At 72.3% G+C, this 20,854-nt stretch carries 20 protein-coding genes and 1 pseudogene; 14 read left to right on the forward strand and 7 right to left on the reverse strand.

The annotated features are described in order from the left end of the window. Positions 1–179: 179 nt before the first annotated feature. Positions 180–491 carry a class I SAM-dependent methyltransferase gene (locus tag E1293_RS12790; RefSeq protein ID WP_132197276.1) on the forward strand — a complete coding sequence of 104 codons (312 nt, stop codon included), beginning with the start codon at positions 180–182 and terminating at the stop codon, positions 489–491. Positions 492–866: 375 nt separating this feature from the next. Here the strand turns inward: E1293_RS12790 and E1293_RS12795 are convergent, their stop codons facing one another. After that, a complete protein-coding gene (locus E1293_RS12795; RefSeq protein ID WP_132197278.1) occupies positions 867–1,664 on the reverse strand; it encodes an alpha/beta fold hydrolase in 798 nt (265 codons plus the stop codon). Positions 1,665–1,977: 313 nt separating this feature from the next. On the opposite strand from E1293_RS12795, the gene E1293_RS12800 reads away from it, so the two are divergent. From E1293_RS12800 to E1293_RS48575, 3 genes are read left to right on the forward strand one after another with little or no spacing between them, the layout of a single operon-like run. Further along, positions 1,978–2,430 carry a YdeI/OmpD-associated family protein gene (locus E1293_RS12800; protein WP_132197280.1) on the forward strand — a complete coding sequence of 151 codons (453 nt, stop codon included), beginning with the start codon at positions 1,978–1,980 and terminating at the stop codon, positions 2,428–2,430. Beyond that, positions 2,417–3,538 carry a carboxylesterase family protein gene (locus E1293_RS48570; RefSeq protein WP_132197282.1) on the forward strand — a complete coding sequence of 374 codons (1,122 nt, stop codon included), beginning with the start codon at positions 2,417–2,419 and terminating at the stop codon, positions 3,536–3,538. The genes E1293_RS12800 and E1293_RS48570 overlap by 14 nt, the downstream gene beginning before the upstream one ends. Next, on the forward strand, positions 3,496–3,678 hold the full coding sequence (locus E1293_RS48575) for a hypothetical protein (protein ID WP_207938826.1): 183 nt from the start codon (positions 3,496–3,498) through the stop codon (positions 3,676–3,678). Before E1293_RS48570 ends, E1293_RS48575 begins: the two co-directional genes overlap by 43 nt. Before the next feature lie 484 nt (positions 3,679–4,162). Here E1293_RS48575 and E1293_RS50690 read toward each other — a convergent pair. Together E1293_RS50690 and E1293_RS12820 are read right to left on the reverse strand one after the other, a co-directional pair. Continuing rightward, a pseudogene (locus E1293_RS50690) lies at positions 4,163–4,246 on the reverse strand (hypothetical protein); the annotation flags it as partial. Between the two features lie 172 nt (positions 4,247–4,418). After that, complete coding sequence (locus E1293_RS12820; protein ID WP_132197284.1) at positions 4,419–4,793, reverse strand: YciI family protein; 375 nt, start codon at positions 4,791–4,793, stop codon at positions 4,419–4,421. A gap of 250 nt (positions 4,794–5,043) precedes the next feature. Between E1293_RS12820 and E1293_RS12825 the strand changes: the two genes are divergently transcribed. Genes E1293_RS12825 through E1293_RS49405 form a run of 3 tightly spaced genes read left to right on the forward strand, consistent with a single transcriptional unit; the run spans position 5,044 to position 7,344 of the window. Further along, the gene (locus E1293_RS12825; RefSeq protein WP_132197286.1) at positions 5,044–5,583 is read left to right on the forward strand and encodes a dihydrofolate reductase family protein; all 540 of its coding nucleotides are present in this window, start codon (positions 5,044–5,046) and stop codon (positions 5,581–5,583) included. An 8-nt stretch (positions 5,584–5,591) separates the two neighbouring features. After that, positions 5,592–7,220 carry a hypothetical protein gene (locus E1293_RS49400; protein ID WP_243716192.1) on the forward strand — a complete coding sequence of 543 codons (1,629 nt, stop codon included), beginning with the start codon at positions 5,592–5,594 and terminating at the stop codon, positions 7,218–7,220. Beyond that, a complete protein-coding gene (locus E1293_RS49405; protein WP_243716193.1) occupies positions 7,141–7,344 on the forward strand; it encodes a hypothetical protein in 204 nt (67 codons plus the stop codon). Before E1293_RS49400 ends, E1293_RS49405 begins: the two co-directional genes overlap by 80 nt. On the opposite strand, the gene E1293_RS12835 is transcribed toward E1293_RS49405, so the two are convergent. From E1293_RS12835 to E1293_RS12845, 3 genes are read right to left on the reverse strand one after another with little or no spacing between them, the layout of a single operon-like run. After that, positions 7,317–8,765: an MFS transporter gene (locus tag E1293_RS12835; RefSeq protein ID WP_132197290.1), complete on the reverse strand. Its 1,449-nt coding sequence runs from the start codon at positions 8,763–8,765 to the stop codon at positions 7,317–7,319. The two genes, E1293_RS49405 and E1293_RS12835, sit on opposite strands and share 28 nt — an antisense overlap. A 25-nt stretch (positions 8,766–8,790) precedes the next feature. Then, complete coding sequence (locus E1293_RS12840) at positions 8,791–10,143, reverse strand: TrpB-like pyridoxal phosphate-dependent enzyme (RefSeq protein ID WP_132197292.1); 1,353 nt, start codon at positions 10,141–10,143, stop codon at positions 8,791–8,793. An 8-nt stretch (positions 10,144–10,151) separates the two neighbouring features. After that, the gene (locus E1293_RS12845) at positions 10,152–10,430 is read right to left on the reverse strand and encodes an acyl carrier protein (protein ID WP_132197294.1); all 279 of its coding nucleotides are present in this window, start codon (positions 10,428–10,430) and stop codon (positions 10,152–10,154) included. 287 nt (positions 10,431–10,717) lie between these two features. On the opposite strand from E1293_RS12845, the gene E1293_RS12850 reads away from it, so the two are divergent. The 4 genes from E1293_RS12850 to asnB are packed head-to-tail and all read left to right on the forward strand — an operon-like array spanning position 10,718 to position 16,153. Further along, positions 10,718–11,935 (forward strand): acyl-CoA dehydrogenase family protein, encoded by a 1,218-nt coding sequence (locus tag E1293_RS12850; protein ID WP_207938820.1) that lies wholly within the window; start codon positions 10,718–10,720, stop codon positions 11,933–11,935. Beyond that, a complete protein-coding gene (locus E1293_RS12855; protein WP_132197296.1) occupies positions 11,932–13,482 on the forward strand; it encodes an amino acid adenylation domain-containing protein in 1,551 nt (516 codons plus the stop codon). The genes E1293_RS12850 and E1293_RS12855 overlap by 4 nt, the downstream gene beginning before the upstream one ends. Before the next feature lie 12 nt (positions 13,483–13,494). Continuing rightward, positions 13,495–14,292 (forward strand): alpha/beta hydrolase, encoded by a 798-nt coding sequence (locus E1293_RS12860; protein WP_132197298.1) that lies wholly within the window; start codon positions 13,495–13,497, stop codon positions 14,290–14,292. A gap of 37 nt (positions 14,293–14,329) precedes the next feature. Then, positions 14,330–16,153: an asparagine synthase (glutamine-hydrolyzing) gene (gene asnB / locus E1293_RS12865; RefSeq protein WP_132197300.1), complete on the forward strand. Its 1,824-nt coding sequence runs from the start codon at positions 14,330–14,332 to the stop codon at positions 16,151–16,153. Positions 16,154–16,182: 29 nt separating this feature from the next. Here asnB and E1293_RS12870 read toward each other — a convergent pair whose 3' ends face one another. Then, positions 16,183–17,802: an AMP-binding protein gene (locus tag E1293_RS12870; RefSeq protein WP_165978190.1), complete on the reverse strand. Its 1,620-nt coding sequence runs from the start codon at positions 17,800–17,802 to the stop codon at positions 16,183–16,185. Positions 17,803–18,021: 219 nt separating this feature from the next. Here E1293_RS12870 and E1293_RS12875 point away from each other — a divergent pair, with 219 nt between their 5' ends. The 3 genes from E1293_RS12875 to E1293_RS12885 are packed head-to-tail and all read left to right on the forward strand — an operon-like array spanning position 18,022 to position 20,850. Continuing rightward, positions 18,022–19,059: a ketoacyl-ACP synthase III family protein gene (locus E1293_RS12875; RefSeq protein ID WP_132197304.1), complete on the forward strand. Its 1,038-nt coding sequence runs from the start codon at positions 18,022–18,024 to the stop codon at positions 19,057–19,059. Positions 19,060–19,111: 52 nt separating this feature from the next. Then, complete coding sequence (locus E1293_RS12880) at positions 19,112–20,092, forward strand: sulfotransferase (protein ID WP_279473098.1); 981 nt, start codon at positions 19,112–19,114, stop codon at positions 20,090–20,092. Then, positions 20,077–20,850, forward strand: coding sequence for an SDR family oxidoreductase (locus E1293_RS12885; protein WP_132197308.1), 774 nt, complete (start codon positions 20,077–20,079; stop codon positions 20,848–20,850). The genes E1293_RS12880 and E1293_RS12885 overlap by 16 nt, the downstream gene beginning before the upstream one ends. Positions 20,851–20,854: the final 4 nt, after the last annotated feature.

Consider the following 20,854-nt stretch of genomic DNA (forward strand, 5'->3'; position numbering starts at 1 on the left):
CGCACCGCCCGGCTGCCCCAGCCCCCGGACGGCCACCAGGCGCGCGAGCTCGTCCTCGCCGCCGCGGGGCGCCGGCGCGGCCGGACCACGCTCTACGTCACCGAGCACTACCAGCAGGCCAGCCCGCTGCCGCCCGAACCCCCTGGTCGTCGTCCGGCGGGACAGGATCCCTGATCCCGGTGCGGGAGGTCCAGCACGGCTGCAACGTGCTGGTCGCCGACGTGCAGGGCGCCGAACTGGCCGTCCTGGAGGGCACCGACCTGGACCGCCTCGACCTGGCGGTCATCGAGGGCAGCACCTGGGCGCGCTGCACCGGGGGCTCCACCCTGGACGACATCGCCGCGTACATACGGGACGCCGACTGGCGCGAGGTCGCGGTGTTCCGGCACTCCCGCCCGTACGTCGCCGACGTCGTCTGGCTGTCGCCCGCCGCGGTCACCCGCGCCGCCGGGACGGACGCCGGGACCGGTACCGAAGGCGGCCCGCGGTGACGATCGGGACGCGGGCGCGGCCGAGCGACGTGGTCCGGGCCCTGGGAAGGCCGCCGCGACCCCTACCCCCTGTGCGATCTGCTCCGCAACACGGCGACGCGGTGGCGGTCAAGCCGGGGCTGATGGCCGCCGTCGGGTACGAGGCGTGCGACGCGGCGCTGCGCGAGCCGCGGCTGCGCGTGCAGGACAGCGCGAACTACGGCGAGTTCTGTCCCGACTGGCCGTCGCACTCGTCGCTGCGCGGCTACATCGGAGGCGGCGGCGGAGGCCGAGGCCGAGGCGCTGCGGGGGTTCCTCCGCGACGGGCTCGCACCAGGCAAGCTGGACCGCCGCGCGCTCGAGCCGCCGGCCCGCCCGGCCCGCGCGCCGGGGCCCTCAGCCGGTGAGGAACTCGGTGATCACCGGAGCGATGGCCTTGCCCTTGACGACGTGCATCTGGCCGTCGAGCGTGCGGTGCCGCGCGTCCGGCAGGACCTCGGCCAGGGCGCCCATGGCGTTCTTCATCCACTTCGGGCTCTTGCCGCCGACGACCACGAGGACGGGCGACTTCACGTCCGACCAACGGCCGGCGGGGAGCGGACGGCCCCGGCCGGTGTCGCCGAGAGCGGCGACGTCGTAGGGGGCGGTGTGGGCGACGCGCTTGAGCTTGGACCAGGCGGGCATCAGCCGCATCATCGTCACGAAGATCCCCGGCAGCCCCACGCCCTTCGTCATGAAGAGCTTGATCGCCTGGCTGCGCCGGTCCTCCTTGACGAGCGTCTCCATCTGGGCCCGCAGGTCCTCGGGGATCGGCTTGCGGGAGTCGTCGACGACGAACGGGCCCTCGTAGACCACCAGCTTGGGGATGGCCAGCCCGGCGTTGGCGGCGTCCAGGGCGAGCGGCACCCCCGAGGAGACGCCGTAGACGCAGGCGGACCCGCCCGCCTCGGCGATGACGGCCTCCAGGTCGTCGGTCTCGCGCTCGACGGAGAACGGCTGGGTGTCGCCGCTCTCGCCGCGTCCCCGGCGGTCGTAGGTGTAGACGGTGAAGCGGTCGGCGAGGAGCGGGGGAAGGTCCATGTTGGGGCCGAACGCGCGGTGCCCGAACGCGCCGTCGACGAGGACCAGGGCGGGCCCGGATCCGGTCTTGGAGTAGCCGATCCTCGTTCCGTCCTTCGATATCACGTGCGGCATGTCATCTCCTTCGGGTCTCGGCCGGGACGCGTACACGTCCCTCGGATACACGTCGATCGGGGAGCCGTGAAATCGACACACCGGAAAGAGGCCGTCCGGACACAGTCGTGTAACGGAGCGGTGACCGGGCGGAGGCATGCCCGGTCACCGCTCGCGGAAACGGACCTCAGGTCGCGGGCTTCACCGAGGGCTGGGCCGTCGGCGTCTCGCCCCGCGTCGGCGGCCTTCTCCCCACCCATGATTCGCGGCGGCGGACGGGTGAACATCTCCGCGATCGCTGCTCTGCCGCGATGATCGACTGCATACTTTTCCCATGAGATTTCATGCCACAGTCGAACTCGACGGCAAGACGGCGACCGGCATCCGGGTGCCCGAGGAGGTCATGGCCGCCCTCGGCGGCGGGAGGCGCCCCGCGGTGACGGTCTCCATCGGCGGCCACAGCTACCGCAGCACCGTGGGGAGCATGGGCGGGGTGGCCAAGATCCCGGTCAGTGCGGAGAACCGGAAGAAGGCGGGCGTCGAGGCGGGCGACGAGGTGGCGGTCGAGGTCGAGCTCGACACCGCGCCGCGCGAGGTGGAGGTGCCGGACGACCTGGCCGCCGCGCTCGCGGCGGAGGAGCAGGCGAAGTCCTTCTTAGCGGGGCTGACGCTGTCGCAGCAGAAGGCGTGGGTCGCCTGGGTCGAGAGCGCTAAGAAGGCCGAGACGCGGGAGCGCCGCGTCGCCGAGACGACGGAGGCGCTGAAGGCGGGCCGTGCCCGCCGCTGACCCGGTGGCCGAGACCTCCGGCGGCCCGGTCCGCGGCGTCCGGTCCGCCGGGGTCTCGGTGTTCCAGGGCGTCCCGTACGCGGAGGCGCCGGTCGGGGAGCTGCGGTTCGCCCCGCCGCGCGAACGGCGCGCCTGGGACGGCATGCTCGACGCGACCCGGCCCGCCCCGGCCGCACCGCAGCCGCCCTCGCGCCTGGTGCGGGTGGTCGGGCCGATGCGGTTCGCCCAGTCCGAGGACTGCCTGACCGTCAACGTCTGGACGCCCGGCACCGGCGGCGACCTGCCCGTGCTCGTGTGGCTGCACGGCGGCGCGTACACCGCCGGCGCGGGCGGCCAGGACTGGTACGCCGCCGAACGACTGGCCGCCCGCGGCATGGTGGTCGTCTCGGTGACGTACCGGCTGGGCGCCCTCGGCTTCCTCTACCTGGGCGAGCCGGACGGCGGCCACGGCGCGGGCAACTTCGGGCTCCTCGACCAGCTCGCCGCCCTCCGCTGGGTGCGCGCCAACGCCGCGGCGTTCGGCGGCGACCCGGACAGCGTCACCGTGGCCGGGCAGTCGGCGGGCGCGCTGTCGATCCTCGCCCTGGCGGCCGGGCCGCACGCCGGCGTGCTGGGCCCCCGGCTGATCATGCAGAGCCTGCCCGGCGGGATCGCCCCAGCGGCTCCGGCGGACGCCGCGCGGGTGGCCGGGCTCTACCTGGCCGAGCTGGGCCTCGGCCCGGGGGACGCCGCCCGGCTGCGGGAGCTCCCGGTCGCCGACCTCCTCGCCGCGCAGCGGCGGGTGATGCCCCGGGCGGCCCGGTTAATGGACCTCGCCCCGCCGAGCGGGCCCGCGAGGTCGGCGCCGACCTGTTCGGCGACGCGGGGCGCGCGGCGTACGAGCGGGAGGCCGCGGCGCAACCGGGCCGCCGGCCCGCCGGCGTGCTGGGCGGCGTCGCCGACGAGGCGTACTTCCGCGCGCCCACGACGCGGCTGGCGGACGCCGCCGGGACCGCCTACCTGTACCGGTTCGACTGGGACCCGGGCGCGGTCTTCGGGGCGTGCCACTGCATGGAGCTGCCGTTCGTGTTCGGCACCGAGGACGCCTGGCGGGAGGCCCCGAGGCTGAACGGGTGGCCGCTCCCGAACGATCTCGCCGGCACCGTCCAGGACGCCTGGGCGTCGTTCGTGCGGTCGGGAAGGCCGGGCGGCGGCTGGGGGCGGCACGCTCCCGGAGCGCCCGCGTGGGTCCTCGGCGGCGGACGCTGAGGGCGGCGCGGCCCGGCGGCGTCCTCAGCCGCCCGCGGTCCGGCCCTCGGCGCACCCGGCCGCGCAGCAGCTCGCGCTCGTTGCGGGTGAGGGACGCGGCGCGCTCGAACTCCCGCGCCGCCTCGTCCAATCGGCCCAGCCGGGCCAGCAGGTCGGCGCGGACGCCCGGCAGCGGGTGGTAGTTGCGCAGCGCCGGCTCCGCCGTCAGGGCGTCGGCGACGGCCAGGCCGTCCGCCGGGCCGAACGCCATCCCGCGCGCGACCGCCCGGTTGACGTCGACGACGGGCGACGGCATGACCCGCGCGAGCATCTCGTACAGCGCCGCGATCCGGACCCAGTCGGTCTCCTCGGCGGTGCGGGGACGCGCGTGGCAGGCGGCGATGGCCGCCTGGAGGGCGAACGGCCCGAGCGCGCCGCCGAGCCGCTCGGCGCGGTCCAGCGCGGCCAGGCCGCGGCGGATCAGCACCCGGTCCCAGGCGGCCCGGTTCTGCTCGGCGAGGGGGACCGGCTCCCCGGACGGCCGGGTGCGCGTCCGCAGCCGGGACGCCTGACTCCGGCCATTGCTCAAGGGCGGCCACCAGGGCGTCCTGCGCGATCTCCTCGGCGGCGCCGACGTCGCGCGTCAGTCGCGCGAGCGCGGCTCGATTTTCCAGACCGCCTCGATGGCCCGGTGGGTCTCATTGGCCGTCACAGCACTCGATCAGAACACGGCGCCGGGCGCGGCGCAACGAGACGGCGCGTCATTGCGGCGGACCGAAATCCTCCGGCCCGAACACCTGGCGGATCTCGGCCTCGCCCTTCCAGCCGGGCCACGCCTTGTGGGCCCGCAGGAACCGGGAGGCCCACTCGACGGCCTCCTCCTTGGAGCCGAGGTCGTAGATGGCGTAGCTGATGATGACCTCTTCGGCCTCGGTGAACGGGCCGTCGTGGACGCTCAGCTCGCCGTCGGCCAGGCTGACGCGCGCGCCCATCGCGGTGGGGGCGAGCCCGGCGGTGTCGAGCAGGACGCCCGCCTTGACGGCCTCCTCGCCGAGCCGGCCGATCTCCGCCATCAGCTCCGGCGGCGGCGCGCCATGGTTCTCCTCCGCCTTGAGCAGCATCACATACCGCGGCATCTGCGGCCTTCCTCTCGTTGTCGGGTCGTCCTTACTACGTCGATCGGACGGCGGCCGAATCGACGGCACGGCGGAACTTTCTCGCGACGGCCGGCGGCGGCCCGTCCGCCCGGCCACGGTGGCGCCCGCCGCCGCGCCGCGCAGCTCCGAAAATGCCGGATCTTCGGCCCCCTGTCGATCCGGGCCCGGCCCGTTCGACGTATAGGTGAACCCCCGGGCGCCGCCGCCCGGGCAGATGAAGGAGAAGCCGATGAGGAAGATCTTCGCCGCGTACTTCGTGTCCCTGGACGGGGTGTACGAGGCGCCGCAGAAATGGCACTTCCCCTACCAGAACGCCCAGATGGAGCAGGCCGTCGCGGCGCAGATGGACGACTCGGACACCATGCTCCTCGGCCGCCGCACCTACGAGGAGTTCGCCGGGGCGTTCATGAACGCCGACCCGTCCAACGCGCTGGCCGCGCACATGGCCGCGACGCCCAAGTACGTGGCCTCCACCACGCTCGACGACCTGGAGTGGAAGAACTCCACCCTGCTGAAGGACGACGTCCCGGGGCACGTCGCCCGGCTGAAGGAGGAGCCCGGCCGCGACATCCTGCTCAACGGCAGCGCCACGCTGATGCGGTCCCTGCTGAGGGAGGGGCTCGTGGACGAGCTGAGGCTGCTCGTCCACCCCGTCGTCGTCGGCTCCGGAGCCAGGCTGTTCGAGGACGTCAAGAAGACGCCGTTCCACCTCGCCGACTCCGCCGTCTTCGACAACGGCGTCCTGTCGCTGAGGTACGAGCCCCGCTGAAAGCGCCGGTGAGAGGGTCGGCAATCTGGGAGAACGCCGCCGGAACGACGATCGTCACGGTCGAGGGAGACCCACGGACGAGGGACCGCGTGCTGCGGCCGGGCGCGGAGCCGCCGCGGCTGACCGAGGCCGAGGCGGCGGTGCTGTCCCGGTGCGACGGCCGCCGGGCCGTCGCCGGCATCGCCGCGGGCGGCGACCGGATCGCGGCGCTGGACCGCCTGGTGGACGACGGCGTCGTCTGGCGGGGCGTGAACATGCCGTACAACCCGGATGCCGAACGCGTGCTGCGCGCCGCCCTCGCCGCCCTCGCCGCGATCCCCGAGCCGCGTGCCCGGGAACGGGCGCTGGCCGGGCTCGCCCGGCTCGACCGGGCACGCGACGCCGTGGCGGCCGCCGCCGGGGACGCCGACGCGCTGGCCGCGGCGCTGGCACGGCTGGACGAGGAGTTCACCGCCGTCACCGGAGCCGAGCCGCAGCGGCGCAGCGGCCAGATGTACGCGGGGCGGCGCGTCTGCTATGAGGAGATCGTCCGCGATCTGGACGTCACGATCGGCCGTCCGGTCCTGGAGGCGCTCGCCGGACCGTTCGGGTCCGCCCTGCTCCCGGCGTCGCGGTGGCTGTCGGCGACCCTTGCGCAGGCGTACGACGACGCCTTCGGCAAGCTGTACCGGGAGCTGCTCGGCCCCGGGGCGGACGGCGTGCCGATGCCGGAGTTCTGGGACGCCGCCCAGCGCCTGCTGACCGGTCCTGACCGCCCGGCGGACGCGGTCGCCGCCGGGTTCGCCCGCCGCTGGAGCGAGCTGTTCGGGCTCGACGCCCCGGCCGATGGGCGCCGCCTGCGGTCCGGCAGCGCGGAACTGCGCGAGCGTGCCGCCGGTTTGTTCGCCGCCGAGCGCCCCGGCTGGGCGGGCGCCCGGATCCACAGCCCCGACCTGAGCCTCTTCGCGTCCGGCGAGGAGGCGCTGGCCGCGGGGGAGTTCATGCTCGTTCTCGGCGAGATGCACGCGGCGTGGCCGACGCTCGACTGCGCGGTCTTCGCCGACCGGCATCCCGCCCCGGACCGGCTGCGCGCCGCCGCGGCCGCCGACATCGGCCGCCAGTTCAGGCCGCTTTATCCGACGTGGTGGCCCCAGTACACGGCGCGCATCGCGCCGGTGCTCGGCGTCACCGACCACCAGCTCGCGTTCACGGCGGCACCGGGCGCCGATCCCGGACGTCTCCTGCCGACCGTCGCGCTCACCGTGACCGAGCGCGGGGGGGACGCTGGACGTCACCGGGCCCGGCGGGTTGCGCCGCCCGCTGCGCGAGGTGTTCGCGCTGCTGTTCGGCTGGCTCGGCGCGGAGGCGTTCAAGCTCGCGGGCGCGGCCCCGCACCAGCCGCGGGTCACCGTGGAACGCCTCGTCGTCACCCGCGAGACCTGGCGCACGACCGTCGGCGCGACCGGGCTGGGACCGGCTCGCGGCGCCGGCCCCGAGTACCTGGCCGCGCGCCGCCTGCGCCGTTCCCTCGGGCTGCCGGAACGCGTGTTCGCCAAGGTGGGGACGGAGACCAAGCCCGTGCACGTCGACTTCACCGGCCCCCGGTACGTGTCGGCGTTCGCCGCGATGCTCCGCGCGGCCCGCGAGTCGTCCGGTGACGGCGTCTCCGTCGTGTTCACCGAGCTGCTACCGGACTCCGGCGAGGTCTGGCTGCCCGATGCGCGGGGGCGGCGCTACCACTGCGAGCTGCGCCTTCAGATGTGCGACCCGGCGCGTCCCTGACCGGCGGGACGGCGGCGGAACGCGAGTAGCGCCATCGCGAGCATCCCGGCGGTGAAGACCGCCCCCGCGGTGAACGCGCCGCGCATGCCGTCGAGCTCGGCCGCGCCGCGCGTGGCGTCGTGCACGCTGACCAGGACGGCGACGCCCAGCGAACCACCGGTCTGCTGCATGCTCTGCAGCAGTGCCGAGGTGGCGCCGGACTCGCCCGGCGCCACCGATGCCATCGCCACGAACGTCGCCGCCACCGACACCAGGCCGGTGCCGGCACCGAACAGCAGCACCGGGCCCAGGATCATCGTGAGGTAGGAACTCGCCTGCGCGACCTGCGTCAGCCACACCATCCCGACCGCGCACAGCGCCGCCCCCGCCAGCATGATCGGCCGCGGACCGTAGCGGGGCAGCAGCCAGGGCACCGCCCGGCTCGCGGCGATGAGCGCGATCGTCGTCGGCAGGAACCCGAACCCGGTCGCCAGCGGACCGTACCCGAGCACGCCCTGGACGTAGAGGGTGAGGAAGAACAGCATGCCGCTCATGGCCGCGGTGAGCAGCAGCCGCATGAGGAGGGCGCCCACCCGGTCCCGGTCGCCGAACAGCCGCAGCGGCACGATGGGCTGCCGGGCGCGCGCCTCGATCACCGGGAACAGCGCGAGCAGCAGCGCGGCGGCGCCGAAGGCGCCGAGCGTCCAGGCCGCGGACCACCCGCCCTCGGCGGCGCGGATGAAGCCGTACACCAGGAGCGCCGACCCGACGGTGCAGGTGAACGCGCCGGCCAGGTCGAAGCGGCCCTCCCGGCGCGGGGACTCGCGGACGGCGCGCGGTGTGAGCGCGACGATCGCCGCTCCGACCGGCACGTTGACGAACAGGACGGCGCGCCAGGACGCCCAGGCGGTCAGCAGCCCGCCGAGGACCAGCCCGGCCACCATGCCCGCGCTGGCGGCGACCGTGAAGACGGCCAGCGCCCGGCTCCTGCGCGGCCCGTCCTCGAACGTGCTGGCGATGAGCGCGAGCGCCCCCGGCCCGGCGAAGGCGGCGCCGACTCCCTGCGCGGCCCGCCCCGCCAGCAGCCATCCCGGGGTGGTCGCGAGCCCCCCGGCCAGCGACGCGACCGTGAACAGGGCGACGCCCGCGACGAACACCCGGCGGTGCCCGAGCAGGTCGCCCGCCCGCCCCCCGAGGAGGAGCAGCCCGCCGAACGCGAGGGTGTAGGCGTTGACCACCCAGGACAGCCCCGTGTCACTGAACCCGAGGCCGCGCTGGATGCTGGGCAGCGCGATGTTCACGATCGAGGCGTCCACCACGAGCGTGAGCTGGCAGGCGGACAGGAGCGTGAGCGCCAGGCCCCGGACCGGCGCGCCGCCGTCGGCCGCTCCCTCCGCGGCGCGTGCGGGAGCCGGCACGGCGCCTCCGCGGTCCTTCTTCATGACCGGCCGCCTCGGCGTGCGCCCGTCACATGGAGTCGATGAGGGGCTGCAGGGACGCCTTGATCTCCTCGTCCGTGGGAGCGCTGTCGACGATCTCCCCGGAGAGATAGCTCTCGTAGGCGCTGAGGTCCAGCAGTCCGTGGCCGCTGAGCCCGAACAGGATGACCCGGTGGGCCCGCTCCTCGCGCGCCCGCACCGCCTCGTCGATCGCGGCGGCCACGGCGTGGGCCGACTCGGGCGCGGGGACGAACCCTTCGGCCTTCGCGAACGCGGCGCCGCATTCGAAGACGCGGGTCTGCCCGTAGGACGCCGCCTCCACCATGTCGTGGTGGTACATCGCGCTGACGATCGGAGCGGCGCCGTGGTAGCGCAGACCGCCGGCATGGATCTTGTAGGCCATGAACCGGTGCCCCAGGGTGTACATCTTGACCGCGGGCGTCACACCGGAGTAGTCGGTGTAGTCCATCAGGTAGTCGCCCCTGGTCATCTTGGGGCACGCGTCGGGTTCGACCGCCAGGAACCGGGTGCCGGGGTTCTCCGCCTGCGCCGCCCGGTAGAACGGGAAGGTGAGCCCGGCGAAGTTGCTGCCCGCTCCCATCGCCCCGATCACGACATCGGGGAACTCGCCGGCCAGCTCCATCTGGAGAAGCGCTTCCTCACCGATGACCGTCTGGTGCATCAGGACGTGGTTCTCCCCGCTGCCGATCGAGAACCGCGCCTCCTTGCGGCTGTTCGCGTACTCGATCGCCTCGGCGTTCGCGATGCCGAGAGTGCCCGGCGAATCGGGGTCGGCGCGCAGGGCGGCCCTGCCCACCTCCGTCTCCGTGCTCGGGCTCGTGATGACCTTGGCGCCGTTCAACCGCATGAGCGTGCCCCGGTAGGGCTTCTGCTCATGGCTCGACCGCACCATGAAGACGGTGCACTCCATGCCGTACGGGTGGCACGCCATCGCGAGCGCACTGCCCCATTGGCCGGCGCCGGTGCCCGTCACCATTTCCTTGACGCCCGACCGGCCGTAGTAGTAGGCCTGCGCCAGCGCGGTGTTTATCTTGTGGCTGCCCGACGGGCTCGTGCCTTCGTATTTGAAGTAGATGTGCGCCGGGGTGTCGAGTGCCTTCTCCAGCCTGGACGCACGGAAGAGGGGCGTCGGCCGCCAGCGCTGATATTCCGCCCGGACGGGGTCGGGGATCGCGATGAAGCGAGTGCCGCCCGTGCTCTGCCGGTAAAGGGAAAGCGGCAACTGGGGTTTCAGTGGCCCTTCTCTATCGCTTCTCGGCGGCGCCGACCTGGCCGCCGGAACCTCGATCGGAAGATCGGCGAGTATGTTGTACCAATGCGTGGGAACCTGGTCCCGGTCCAGGTTGAAAACCTCGTGCATGTTATCCCTCAGTGCCCTTTCGCGTCGATGACACCGCTGATCATGTGCACCAGGCTTCCCACGTTCCGGAGCTCCGCGCTCATCACGTCCTCGTCATCGATCTCGATGTCGAAGCGCTTCTCGATCGCCACGAGGATGTGCAGGAGGCTGAGCGAGTCCAATCCCACGATCGGGGAGTAGAGCGAGACCTTCTCGTCGAGTTGCTCGCGGCCGATGTTCAGTTCGAGAACGCTGATCATGACGTCCTTGATCTGCGTCGCCAGATCCAGCTCCTTGGCACGGTCCATGGCATGCACCTCGTCTGCACACGTCGTATCCGGGAACTCTGCGGGTGGAAGGGGCGGCAACACCGCGTCACGTGCCGACGAGTCGGGTCGTCGACTTCGCCCGTCCGAGCATCTCGCTCTACCCGGGCGAACTGGTCGGGGGCTTGCCCGCGGCCGCGGCCTCGCCCACTTCATCCGGTTGATCATCCGTACCGTACGACAGGCGTCGGGGGCGCGCAAGGGATCGCCTGGAGTCGCCTGGTGGGAGCCATTTGTCAGAAGTTGGCCTTCTCAAGATCGGATCGCTCATGCAGAATGAACTGTGGCCGGTGGTGAACGGGAGGGCCATGCGGTTCGAATGGCCTGATGGCGAAGACCGGCTGTATCACGATTTTCGCAGGCTGGGCGAAGAGTCACTGAGCAAGGACGTCGCCGATCGGGACAAGGCCGGGGTGTTCGGCCACGACGATTGGATGTGCTGCGCCGAGCACGGCGTGCTCGGCCTGGTCCTGCCGCCCGCGTACGGGGGAGCCGGATGCGATCTCGCCGGCTATGTGCGGGCAATGGAGGGACTCGGCCACGGTTGCCTCGACAACGGCCTCATGATGGCGATCGGCGCGCACGTACTCGCCGCCGAAATGCCGGTCTGGAAGTTCGGTGACGAAGGCCAGCGCCGGAAGTACCTGCCGGAGCTCGCCGCCGGCCGGCTCATCGGCGCCAACGCGATGACCGAGCCGGGGAGCGGGTCGGACGCGCTGTCGCTCGTGACGACGGCCGAGCGCGACGGCGGCTTCTACCGGCTGACCGGACGCAAACGCTACGTCACGAACGCGCCCGTCGCCGACGTGTTCGTCGTGTACGCGACCGTCGACCCGGATCTCGGCTTCACCGGAGTCACCGCCTTCCTCGTGGAGCGCGGCGATGCCGGCCTGGTGGTGCACGAGCAGGCGGAGAAGATGGGGCTGCGCACCGCCCGCTGGGGAGAGATCGAACTGGACGCGTGCCGGATTCCCGCGTCCCGCCGGCTCGGCGCCGAGAGGCAGGGCGCCGCCATATTCGCGCAGACGATGGCGTGGGAACGGGCCCTTCTCCTGGCGCCGTGGCTCGGTGTGATGGAGCGCGAGATCGACGCGTGCGTGCGCTTCAGCCGGCGGCGCCGCCAGTTCGGCAAGCACATCGGCCATTTCCAGTCGGTCTCCAACCGGATCGTCGACATGCGGATCCAGTGGGAGATATCCCGGATGCTCGTCTACCGCGCCGCCGCGGAACTCGGCAGAGCGAAGGCGACCATCTTCCCGGAGGTCGGCAAGCTGTACGTGAGCGAGGCCGCGGCGGAGGTGTTCAAGAGCGCGATGCAGGTCTACGGGGCGCTCGGCTACACCTCCGAAGGGAACACCGAGCGAAACCTCCGGGACGCCCTCGGCATGACGATCTCATCCGGCACGTCGGACCTGCAGCGAACGATCATCTCCGGGAAGCTCGGCATCACCTGGCCGGACACCGATGAAGGCGGGGGCGCGCGTTGAACGACCTCAGCGGCTATCTGCGGCACTGGGCCGGAGAACGGCCGGCGGCGCCGGCGGTCGAGTTCCAGGGCGAGACGCTGACCTACGCCGAGTTGGATCGATCCAGTTCGGCCCTGGCCCGCACGCTGCTCGACAGCGGGGTCGCCTCCGGCGACCGGGTCGGCCTGTGGCTGAGCAAATCGATCGAGTCGGTCATCGCCATCTACGGCGTGCTGAAGGCCGGCGCGGCCTACGTTCCCATCGACCCGAGCTCGCCCTACAAACGGGCCGGCCACATCGTCGCGCACTGCGAACTCGCCTGCGTGATCGCCCAGGACGATCGGGTCGAATGGCTGCGGGACCATTCGTCCTGCCGGATCGTGTCCGTCGGCCCCGCGGCGGACCCGTCCGCCATCGGCTGGGAGCAGGCGCTCGCCGCCGCCCCGGTGCAGGACGAGCGTGCGGCGCCGTCCGACCCGAGCAGCCCGGCCTACGTCCTGCACACCTCGGGATCGAAAGGCGTCCCGAAGGGCGTCGTGCTCTCCCACGGCAACGCCCGCGCCTTCGTGGAATGGGCGGTGGAGGAGTTCGGCCTGGGCCCGTCCGACCGGATCTCCGGCCATGCGCCCCTTCACTTCGACCTGTCCATCCTGGACCTGTTCGCGACATGCCGGGCAGGCGGCTGCCTGGTGCTGGTACCCGAAAGCCAGAGCGGACTCGGCGGCGCCCTCAACAAATTCGTCACCGAGAAGCGCATCACCGTCTGGTATTCGGTCCCCGGCGCGCTGACCCGGATGCTGGCCGCGAAGAACAGCCCGCTGCTGGCCGAGACGTCGCTGCGCGTCGTCCTGTTCGCCGGGGAGCCGTTTCCGATCGCCCAGCTCCGGAGGCTCCACTCGCTCGTTCCCGAAGCGGGCTTCTACAACCTGTACGGGCCGACCGAGACCAACGTGTGCGTGTTCCACCGCGTCCGCCCCTCGGACGTCGCGGAGCAACGCACGCGGCCCGTCCCGATCGGGCGTCCCTGCCCGTACGCGGAGACGTTCGTCGTCGACCGATCGGGCCGCCCGGTGGAACAGGAGCCCGGGCGGTCGGGGGAGCTCTGCGTCGCCGGGGACTCGGTGATGCTCGGCTACTGGCGGGACGACGACCTCACCGCCGCCAGGACGGCGCTGATCCGGCCGGACGGCGCGGAGCCGCTGGAGGCCTACCGGACGGGGGACCTCGTCCGGCTCGACGACGATCTGAACTACGAGTTCTGCGGACGTGAGGACGACATGGTGAAGATACGCGGGCACCGTGTCGAGATCGGTGAGATCGAGGCGGTCCTGGCATCGGCCGGCAATGTCCGCGAGGCCGCCTGCGTCGCGGTCGACGACGGTTCCGGCGAGCGGACCCTGGAAGCGTACGTGGTGCCCGAGGCGCACCCGCTCGACGTCTCCCGGCTGCGCCGGCACTGCCTGGCCGAGATACCGCGCTACATGGTCCCGGAGCGGTTCCATGTCAGCGCCGCGCTACCGGTCACCGCGACCGGGAAGGTCGACCGGAACCGACTGGTCGAGTCGTAGGCGGAGCCGGCGATGAAGGTGCTGACGGAAACCTGGCGGAGTGCGGCCATCGGCCGGGAGAAATCGGTGACCGTCGTGCTGCCGCCGAGCTACTCCTCGACCGGGGAGCCGTTCCCGGTGCTGTACCTGCTGCATGGTTTCGGTGGCAACCGGAACACCTGGCTCCAGTGCGAGGACCTGGTGTCCGTCGTGGACCCCGGCCGGCTGATCCTGGTGTTCCCCGAGTCCGGGCGCTCCTGGTTCATCAACGACGCGAGAGGCAGGCGCTACGAGGACCATCTGGTGGGGGAGGTCGTCGGCCGCGTCGACGAACGGTTCAACACCGCGGCGTGCAGGGAAGGACGCGGAATCGGCGGCTTCTCGATGGGCGGGGCGGCCGCGCTCTACCAGGCGCTGCTGCACGGCGACCTGTTCTCGGTCGTGTGCAGCAGCGCGGGCGCCTTCGAGGCGCCGCTGCGGGAAGGCGACCCCTACCACGGCCTCCGCGGTGACCGCAGGATGGCGATACCGACCACGAGGGACCACGAGCGTGTGTGGGGCCCCGTCGGCAGCGAGACGCGCCGCAAGTACGACCCGTACCGCCTGCTCCGGAACCGGAATCCCGAGTACCCGATCGGAGTCCATCTCGACATCGGCCTGGACGACTACCCCCGGATGATCTCGATGAACCGGAGGATGCGGGACGCGCTTTCGGCGGCCTCCGCGACCCAGCAGTACCGGGAACGGCCCGGCGGGCACGACTGGGAGTTCGTCAACGCCGGCCTCCCCGACCTTTTCGTGTTCGCGCGGAGCCATCTCCTGTCCGCCTGACCCGCGCGCCACCAAGAAGACGATCAGAGGAGTGCTCATGTGCGGCATCACCGGATGGGTCGACTGGACGCGGGACCTGCGGCGGCAGCGTCCCGTCATCGCGGACATGACACGGACGCAGACCCCGCGGGGCCCGGACGACGAGGGGATCTGGCTCTCCCGCCACGCCGGGCTGGGGCACCGCCGGCTCGCCGTGATCGACATCGAGGGCGGCCGGCAGCCGATGCCGCGGACCGGGCACCACGGCGAGCCGGTCGTCATCACCTTCAGCGGTGAGATCTACAACTTCCACGAGCTCCGCGAGCAGCTGCGTTCGGCCGGCTGGTCGTTCGCCACCCGATCGGACACGGAAGTGCTGCTGACGGCCTACCTGGAATGGGGGCCCGACCTCGTCACGCGGCTCAACGGGATGTACGCCTTCGCCATCTGGGACGAGCACCGGCAACAACTCCTCCTGGCCAGGGACCGGCTCGGGATCAAGCCGCTCTACTACGCCGAGCTGGGCGACGGCGTCATCTTCGGATCGGAGCCCAAGGCGCTGCTGGCGCACCCCGGCATGAAGGCCGAAGTGGATCTGGAGGGCCTCGCGGAGCTGATGGTCGTGCCGCGCGCGAGGACGCCCGGCCACGCCGTCTACCGCGGGATGCGGGAACTGAAGCCCGGGTGCATTCTCGTCGCCACCGCCTCCGGATCCCGTGAGACGCGCTACTGGCGGGTGGAGGCCCTGCCGCACACCGAGGACTTCCGCGCGACGACGGCCGCGGTGCGGAACCTGCTCACCGACATCGTCAAACGCCAGGTGGTCGCCGACGTCCCGGTCGGCACGCTGCTGTCCGGCGGAATAGACTCCAGCGCCATCACGGCCCTGGCCGCCCGGGAGTTCGGCGGCGAGCTGACCAGTTACGCGGTGAGCGTCCCGGCGCCCGCCCGGCCGGGAAGCGACATCTGGCGTCCGAGCCCGGACGAGCCGTACGCGGAACTGGTCGCCGAACGGCTCGGCATAGCGCACTCCGTCATCCAGGTCGGCACCGACAGGCTGGTCGGGGACCTCGACCGCGGCCTGCGGGCCCGGGACCTCCCCGGCTGGGGAGACCTCGACACCTCGATGTACCACCTGTTCCACGAGGTCCGGGGGAAATGCACGGTCGCCCTTTCGGGCGAGTCCGCGGACGAGATGTTCGGGGGCTACACCTGGCAGGTCGACGAGCGGTACATAGGGCATTCGTCGTTCCCCTGGATGTACTCGCGGCCCCAGCCGGAGTCCCTGCTCCGCGAGGAGGTGCGGCGCGCGATCCAGCCGGAGGCCTACGAGGCCGACCGCTACCGGGAGGCGCTGGGCGAGGTCCCGCACCTGGCGGGCGAAGGCCCCGCCAGGCGCAGGGAGCGGGAGGTCTTCTACCTCGGCCTGACCCGGTGGCTGGGCGCGCTGCTCGACCGGAAGGACCGGATGAGCATGGCCGTCGGACTGGAGGTCCGGGTCCCCTTCGCCGACCACAGGCTCGCCGAGTACCTGTTCAACGTCCCCGCGGACATGAAGGCGGACGGGGGGACGGAGAAGGCGCTGCTGCGCCGGGCGTGCGCGGACCTCCTGCCGGACGAGATCGTCAAGAGGCCGAAGAGCGCCTACCCGGCCAGCCGCGATCCCGAGTACCTCGGCATGCTGAAGGACCTCGTCATCGAGACGGCCGACGACCCGAACGCGCCCCTCTTCGACCTCATGGACCGGGCGAAGGTCCGGAGGGCGGTCACCACTGAGCTGGACGCGCTGCCCGGCCCGATCACCGCCCGGACGCCCGCGATCGGTCTCACCTATCTGCTCGAACTGAACCGATGGCTCTCAAGGGTCCGCGTCGTGACGTGACGTGACTGGACGTGGCGCGTCGTGGCGGCTCAGGCGTAGCGCTGCCGCAGTTCGGCTTTCCGGGTCTTCCCCGTCGCGGTCTTGGGCAGGCTTTCGAGCACTTCGAGGCGCTGCGGCCAGTACGCCCGGGTCATCCCGGCCTCGTCCAGCGCCCGCTGGAGCTCCTCAAGGCGCACCGGGGAGTCCGCGGCCGCCGGCGCCACCACCGCGCAGATCGTCTCGTCCTCCTGCTCGTCGGGGATGCCGATGACCGCGACGTCGTCCACCTTGGGGTGCCGGCCGATGATCGACTCCAGGTCGGTGACCGGCGCGATGTTCGCGTTGCGGAGGATCATGTCCTTCGCGCGGCCGGTGATCCGGATACCGCCGCGGCCGTCGGGGCGGGCCAGGTCCCCGGTGTTGAACCAGCCGTCCTCATCGAGGTCGGCCGTGTACAGGTCGTCCCGCCGGTAGTAGCCGAGGCACTGCGTGGGCCCGCGGACCCACAGCACGCCCTCGCCGCCGGCCAGGTCCGAGACGGGGTCGATCCGCAGCTGCATGTCCGCGATGGCGCTGCCGTCGCTGTGCGCGGCCCAGTCCTCCGGATCATCGGGGCGGGTGATCGTCACCGGACCGTTCTCGGTCATCCCCCAGAGCGAGTACAACCGGAGCCCGAAGACGCTCGCGGTCTCGGTGATGAAGTACGGCGGTATCGGGGCCGACCCGCTGACCAGCCAGGTGAGCCGGGGGATCGCGCGCGGCGAGGACCGCTGCTCCTGGATCAGGCTCAGCAGGTAGAAGGGCGCGCAGTAGAAGAACGTGACGCCGTGGCGGGCGATGAGGTCGAGGGCGTCGCCGGGGTCCTTGGCGTCCTGGAACACCATGGTGCCGCCCAGCGTCAGCGGCATCAGCATGCCCTGCACCACGCCGGTGTAATGCGTGTACAGCGCGGTGGTGTACATGACGAGCGTCTCGTCGAGACCGAAGGTGGCGGCCTCGCCCCGGACGGCCGCGTACAGCGTGTTCTGGCTGTGCAGCACCCCTTTGGGCTCGCTCGTCGTGCCCGAGGTGAACAGGACGAGATACGGGTCGTCGGGGCCGAGTTCCCGCGCGTCGAGCAGATGGCCGTGCCGGTCCTCCCAGGCGGTCCCGAAGAAGAACGACTCGAACTCGCCGGTGCCCTCCGGGCCCGGGCCGTCGGCGACGAGCACGCGTTCCAGGGACGGCAGCTCGGCGGCGAACTGCGCGCCCAGCTCGCCCAGGCGGTCGCCGTTGTCCTCGGCCATGGTGACGAGGACCTTCGCCTCGGTGACGCGCAGCATGACGTCCAGCTCGCGGCGCCGGTAGGTCTTCATGAGCGGGCAGTACACGACACCGGCCCGGATGCAGCCGAGCGTGAGCGCGGCGAGCTCCCACCTGTCGGTCAGCTGGACGGCGACGACGTCCCCCGGCCGCAGCCCGAGCTCGACCAGGGCGCCGGCGCAGCGGTCGACGGCGGCGGCGAGCTCGGTGAAGTCCAGCCGGTGCGTTCGCCCGCCGGCCTGGCGCCGGGTGACCACCGCCTCCTTGCGCGGCCTGTCGCGCACATGCCGCCGCAGGTCGTCGAGAAAGGTCTCGTTTCGCCACCAGCCGTCGTCGCGGTGGTTCGCATTCGCGGAGGTCATGGTCATGTCTGCTCTCCAGTTCTGCTCCAGTGAGAAGACGCGGTCAAATGGCCGGGGGCCTCGTCGCGAGGACGGCCCATCGTCACCCGGCCACCGATATTCGAGCCGGAGGCGACCGCATTGGTGCGCCCCGATAACTCTCCTGCGATACGGAAACGGTCCAACTCCGACGCTGATCAACATAACGTGTAACCCACCCACCGTCACCACCCCTCGGAGGTCCGTATGCGTTGCGGTGATCTCTTCATTTCCGGCCTCGCGCACCGGCTTCCGGCCGCCGTGGGGGTGGACGCCGCGGTCGGCGACGGCCGGTACGACCCGGCCGACCGGGAGGTCGACGCCTACGTCTCCATCGCCGTCGCCACGGACGAGTCCCCGCCCGAGATGGCCGCCGCCGCGGCGCGCCTGGCGCTCGGCCGGTCCGGGACGGCGCCGTCCGGCGTGGCCCTCCTGCTGCACGCGTCGACGTGGTTCCAGGGGATCGACTACTGGCCGGCCGCCTCCTTCGTGCACCGCGAGGTCCTGGGCGACGCCGGCCGGTTGGCGCCCGCGCTGGACGTCCAGCAGATGTGCGCCGGCGCGGTCGGCGCGATGGAGTTGGCCGCCTCGTACCTGGCCGCGGACGCCACCCGCGGGTCCGCCCTGGTCACGACCGCCGACCGGTTCGCCGATCCCGGTTTCGACCGGTGGCGCGGCGACGTGCGGGGCATCGTGTACGGCGACGGCGCGGCGGCGGTGGTGATCGGGCGGGCGGGATTCGCCCGGCTGCTGGCCGTCTCGACGGTCGTGGACACCGGGCTGGAGGGCATGTACCGCGGCGACGAGCCGTTCGCCGGAACGCCCGGCCGCCGGGTGGACGTGCGCGCCCGCCGTGCGGCGTTCGCCACCGGTTCGCAGCGGCCGGCCGACAGCGTGGCGGACCGGATCGCGTCCGGCCTCGCCGACGCCGTCGGGCGGACGCTGGACGAGGCCGGGCTGAAGCTCGACGACGTCGACCGGGTCGTCTTCCCCAACGTCGGCCTGCACGTGCTGCGGACCCGGTACGCCGAGCCGCTCGGGCTGGACGTCGAGCGGACGGCGTGGGAGTGGGGCCGCCGCACCGGCCACATCGGCGCGGCCGACCAGCTCACCGGGCTGACGCACCTGGTGGAGACCGGGCGCGTGGCGCCGGGGGACCGGGTGCTGCTGGTCGGCATCGGCGCGGGCTTCGCCTGGTCGTGCGCCGCGGTCGAGATCACGGGCAGGCCCGCCTGGACCCCCTGACGTTGTTATGGCACAACGTCACAACAAACGAACCGATCGTGCTCCCATCTTGATGGTTCCAATTTCCGCAAGATCATGTTCTTATGTTCGAGGTCGACACGCGCCGGTCCCCCGGGGGGTTGTGGTCGTCTTGAAGGTGCTTTACATCACCGGTTGGTGCCGTAGTGGCAGCACAATGCTGGGCAATGTCCTCGCCGAGGTGCCGGGTGTCGTGCATGTGGGCGAGTTGCGCTTCCTCTGGCGCAACGGGGTGCTCGGTACCGGCAGTAACCGGCGGTGCGGCTGCGGTTCGAACCACCGCGAGTGCCCGTTCTGGTCCGAGGTGCTGGAGGAGGTCCGGCCGGCGGGGCGCTCGCTCGAACGCCATGCGGCCCAGGTCGTGGCCTGGCAGGAGGAGTACCGCACCCGGCACACCTGGCGGGTGCTGCAGGCCCCTCCGCGCAACGGGTGGCCGTCGACGCTCGCGGCCGCCTACCGCGCGATCGCGCGGGTCTCCGGCGCACGGGTCGTCGTCGACAGTTCCAAGTACGCCTCCGACGCCGCGGTGCTTTCCACACTGCCGGAGATCGAGGGCCGCTACGTCCACCTGATCCGGGATCCGCGCGCGGTCGCCTGCTCGTGGGCGCGTCCCAAGGCCTACACCGGGCACCGCTCGGTGCTGAACAGCACGCTGCACTGGACGGGCTTCAACCTCGCCGCCGAGGCGGTCGGCCGCGCGCACCGGGCGGATTCGCTGCACATGCGGTACGAGGACCTCGTCGGCAGCCCGCGCGCCGCCGTGGGGGCCGTCCTGGCGCTGCTCGGGCACGGCGGGCAGAACCCCGTCGCCGCCGACGGCACCGTCGAACTCGGCGGCAACCACACGGTCACCGGCAACCCGAACCGCTTCGCCCGCGGCCGGACCGCCATCGAGGAGGACCGCCGGTGGCACACCGCGCTGCCGCGCCCGCAGCGTTCGGCGGCCACGCTCCTCTCGCTTCCGCTCCTGAACCGGTACGGCTACCCGAAGGAGACGACTTGGACTTGGGACTGAACGGAAAGGTGGCCCTGGTCGCGGGCGGCTCCGCGGGCATCGGCCTCGCGATCGCCCGCGACCTGGTCAGGGAGGGCGCCACGGTGTCGATCGCGGGCCGCGACCCCGGCCGGCTGGCCAAGGCCCGCGACGAGATCCGGGCGGAGCTGGGCGCCGAGGTCGGCACCCGCGCGCTGGACGTACGCGACACCGAGGCGATCCGCGCCTGGGTCGACGACACCGCCGCCGAGCACGGCGCGGTGCACATCGCCGTCGCCAACGCGGGCGGACCGCCGGCCGGGCCGACCGGCGCGTTCGGCCCGGACGACTACCGCGACGCGGTCGAACTCGGCATGATCGCCCACATCGCCTTCGTGCAGGCCGCGCTGCCGCATCTGCGCCGGGCCGGCTGGGGACGCGTCCTGCTGGTCACCAGCGAGACGGTCCGCGAGATCATCCCCAAGTTCGCGCTCTCCGGCATCGTGCGGCCGGGACTGACCGGCTACGCCAAGACGCTCGTGCACGAGCTCGGTCCCGGGGACATCACCGTCAACGTGCTCGCCCCCGGGTACACCGCGACGGACGCCCTGCTCTCCGGCCTCACCGGCGACGCCGAGGCGGAGACCGCCCGCGTCGCCGCGGAGGCCGGCATCCCGCTCGGCCGGGTGGCGAGGCCCGAGGAGGTCGCGGCCGCGGGAACGTTCCTGCTGAGCGCCCGCGCGAGCTTCGTCACCGGCACCGTCCAGGTCGTCGACGGCGGCCGCTCCCTGGGGATGTGACCCG

It is taken from the genome of Actinomadura darangshiensis, from assembly GCF_004349235.1.
Classification (GTDB): Bacteria; Actinomycetota; Actinomycetes; order Streptosporangiales; family Streptosporangiaceae; genus Spirillospora; species Spirillospora darangshiensis.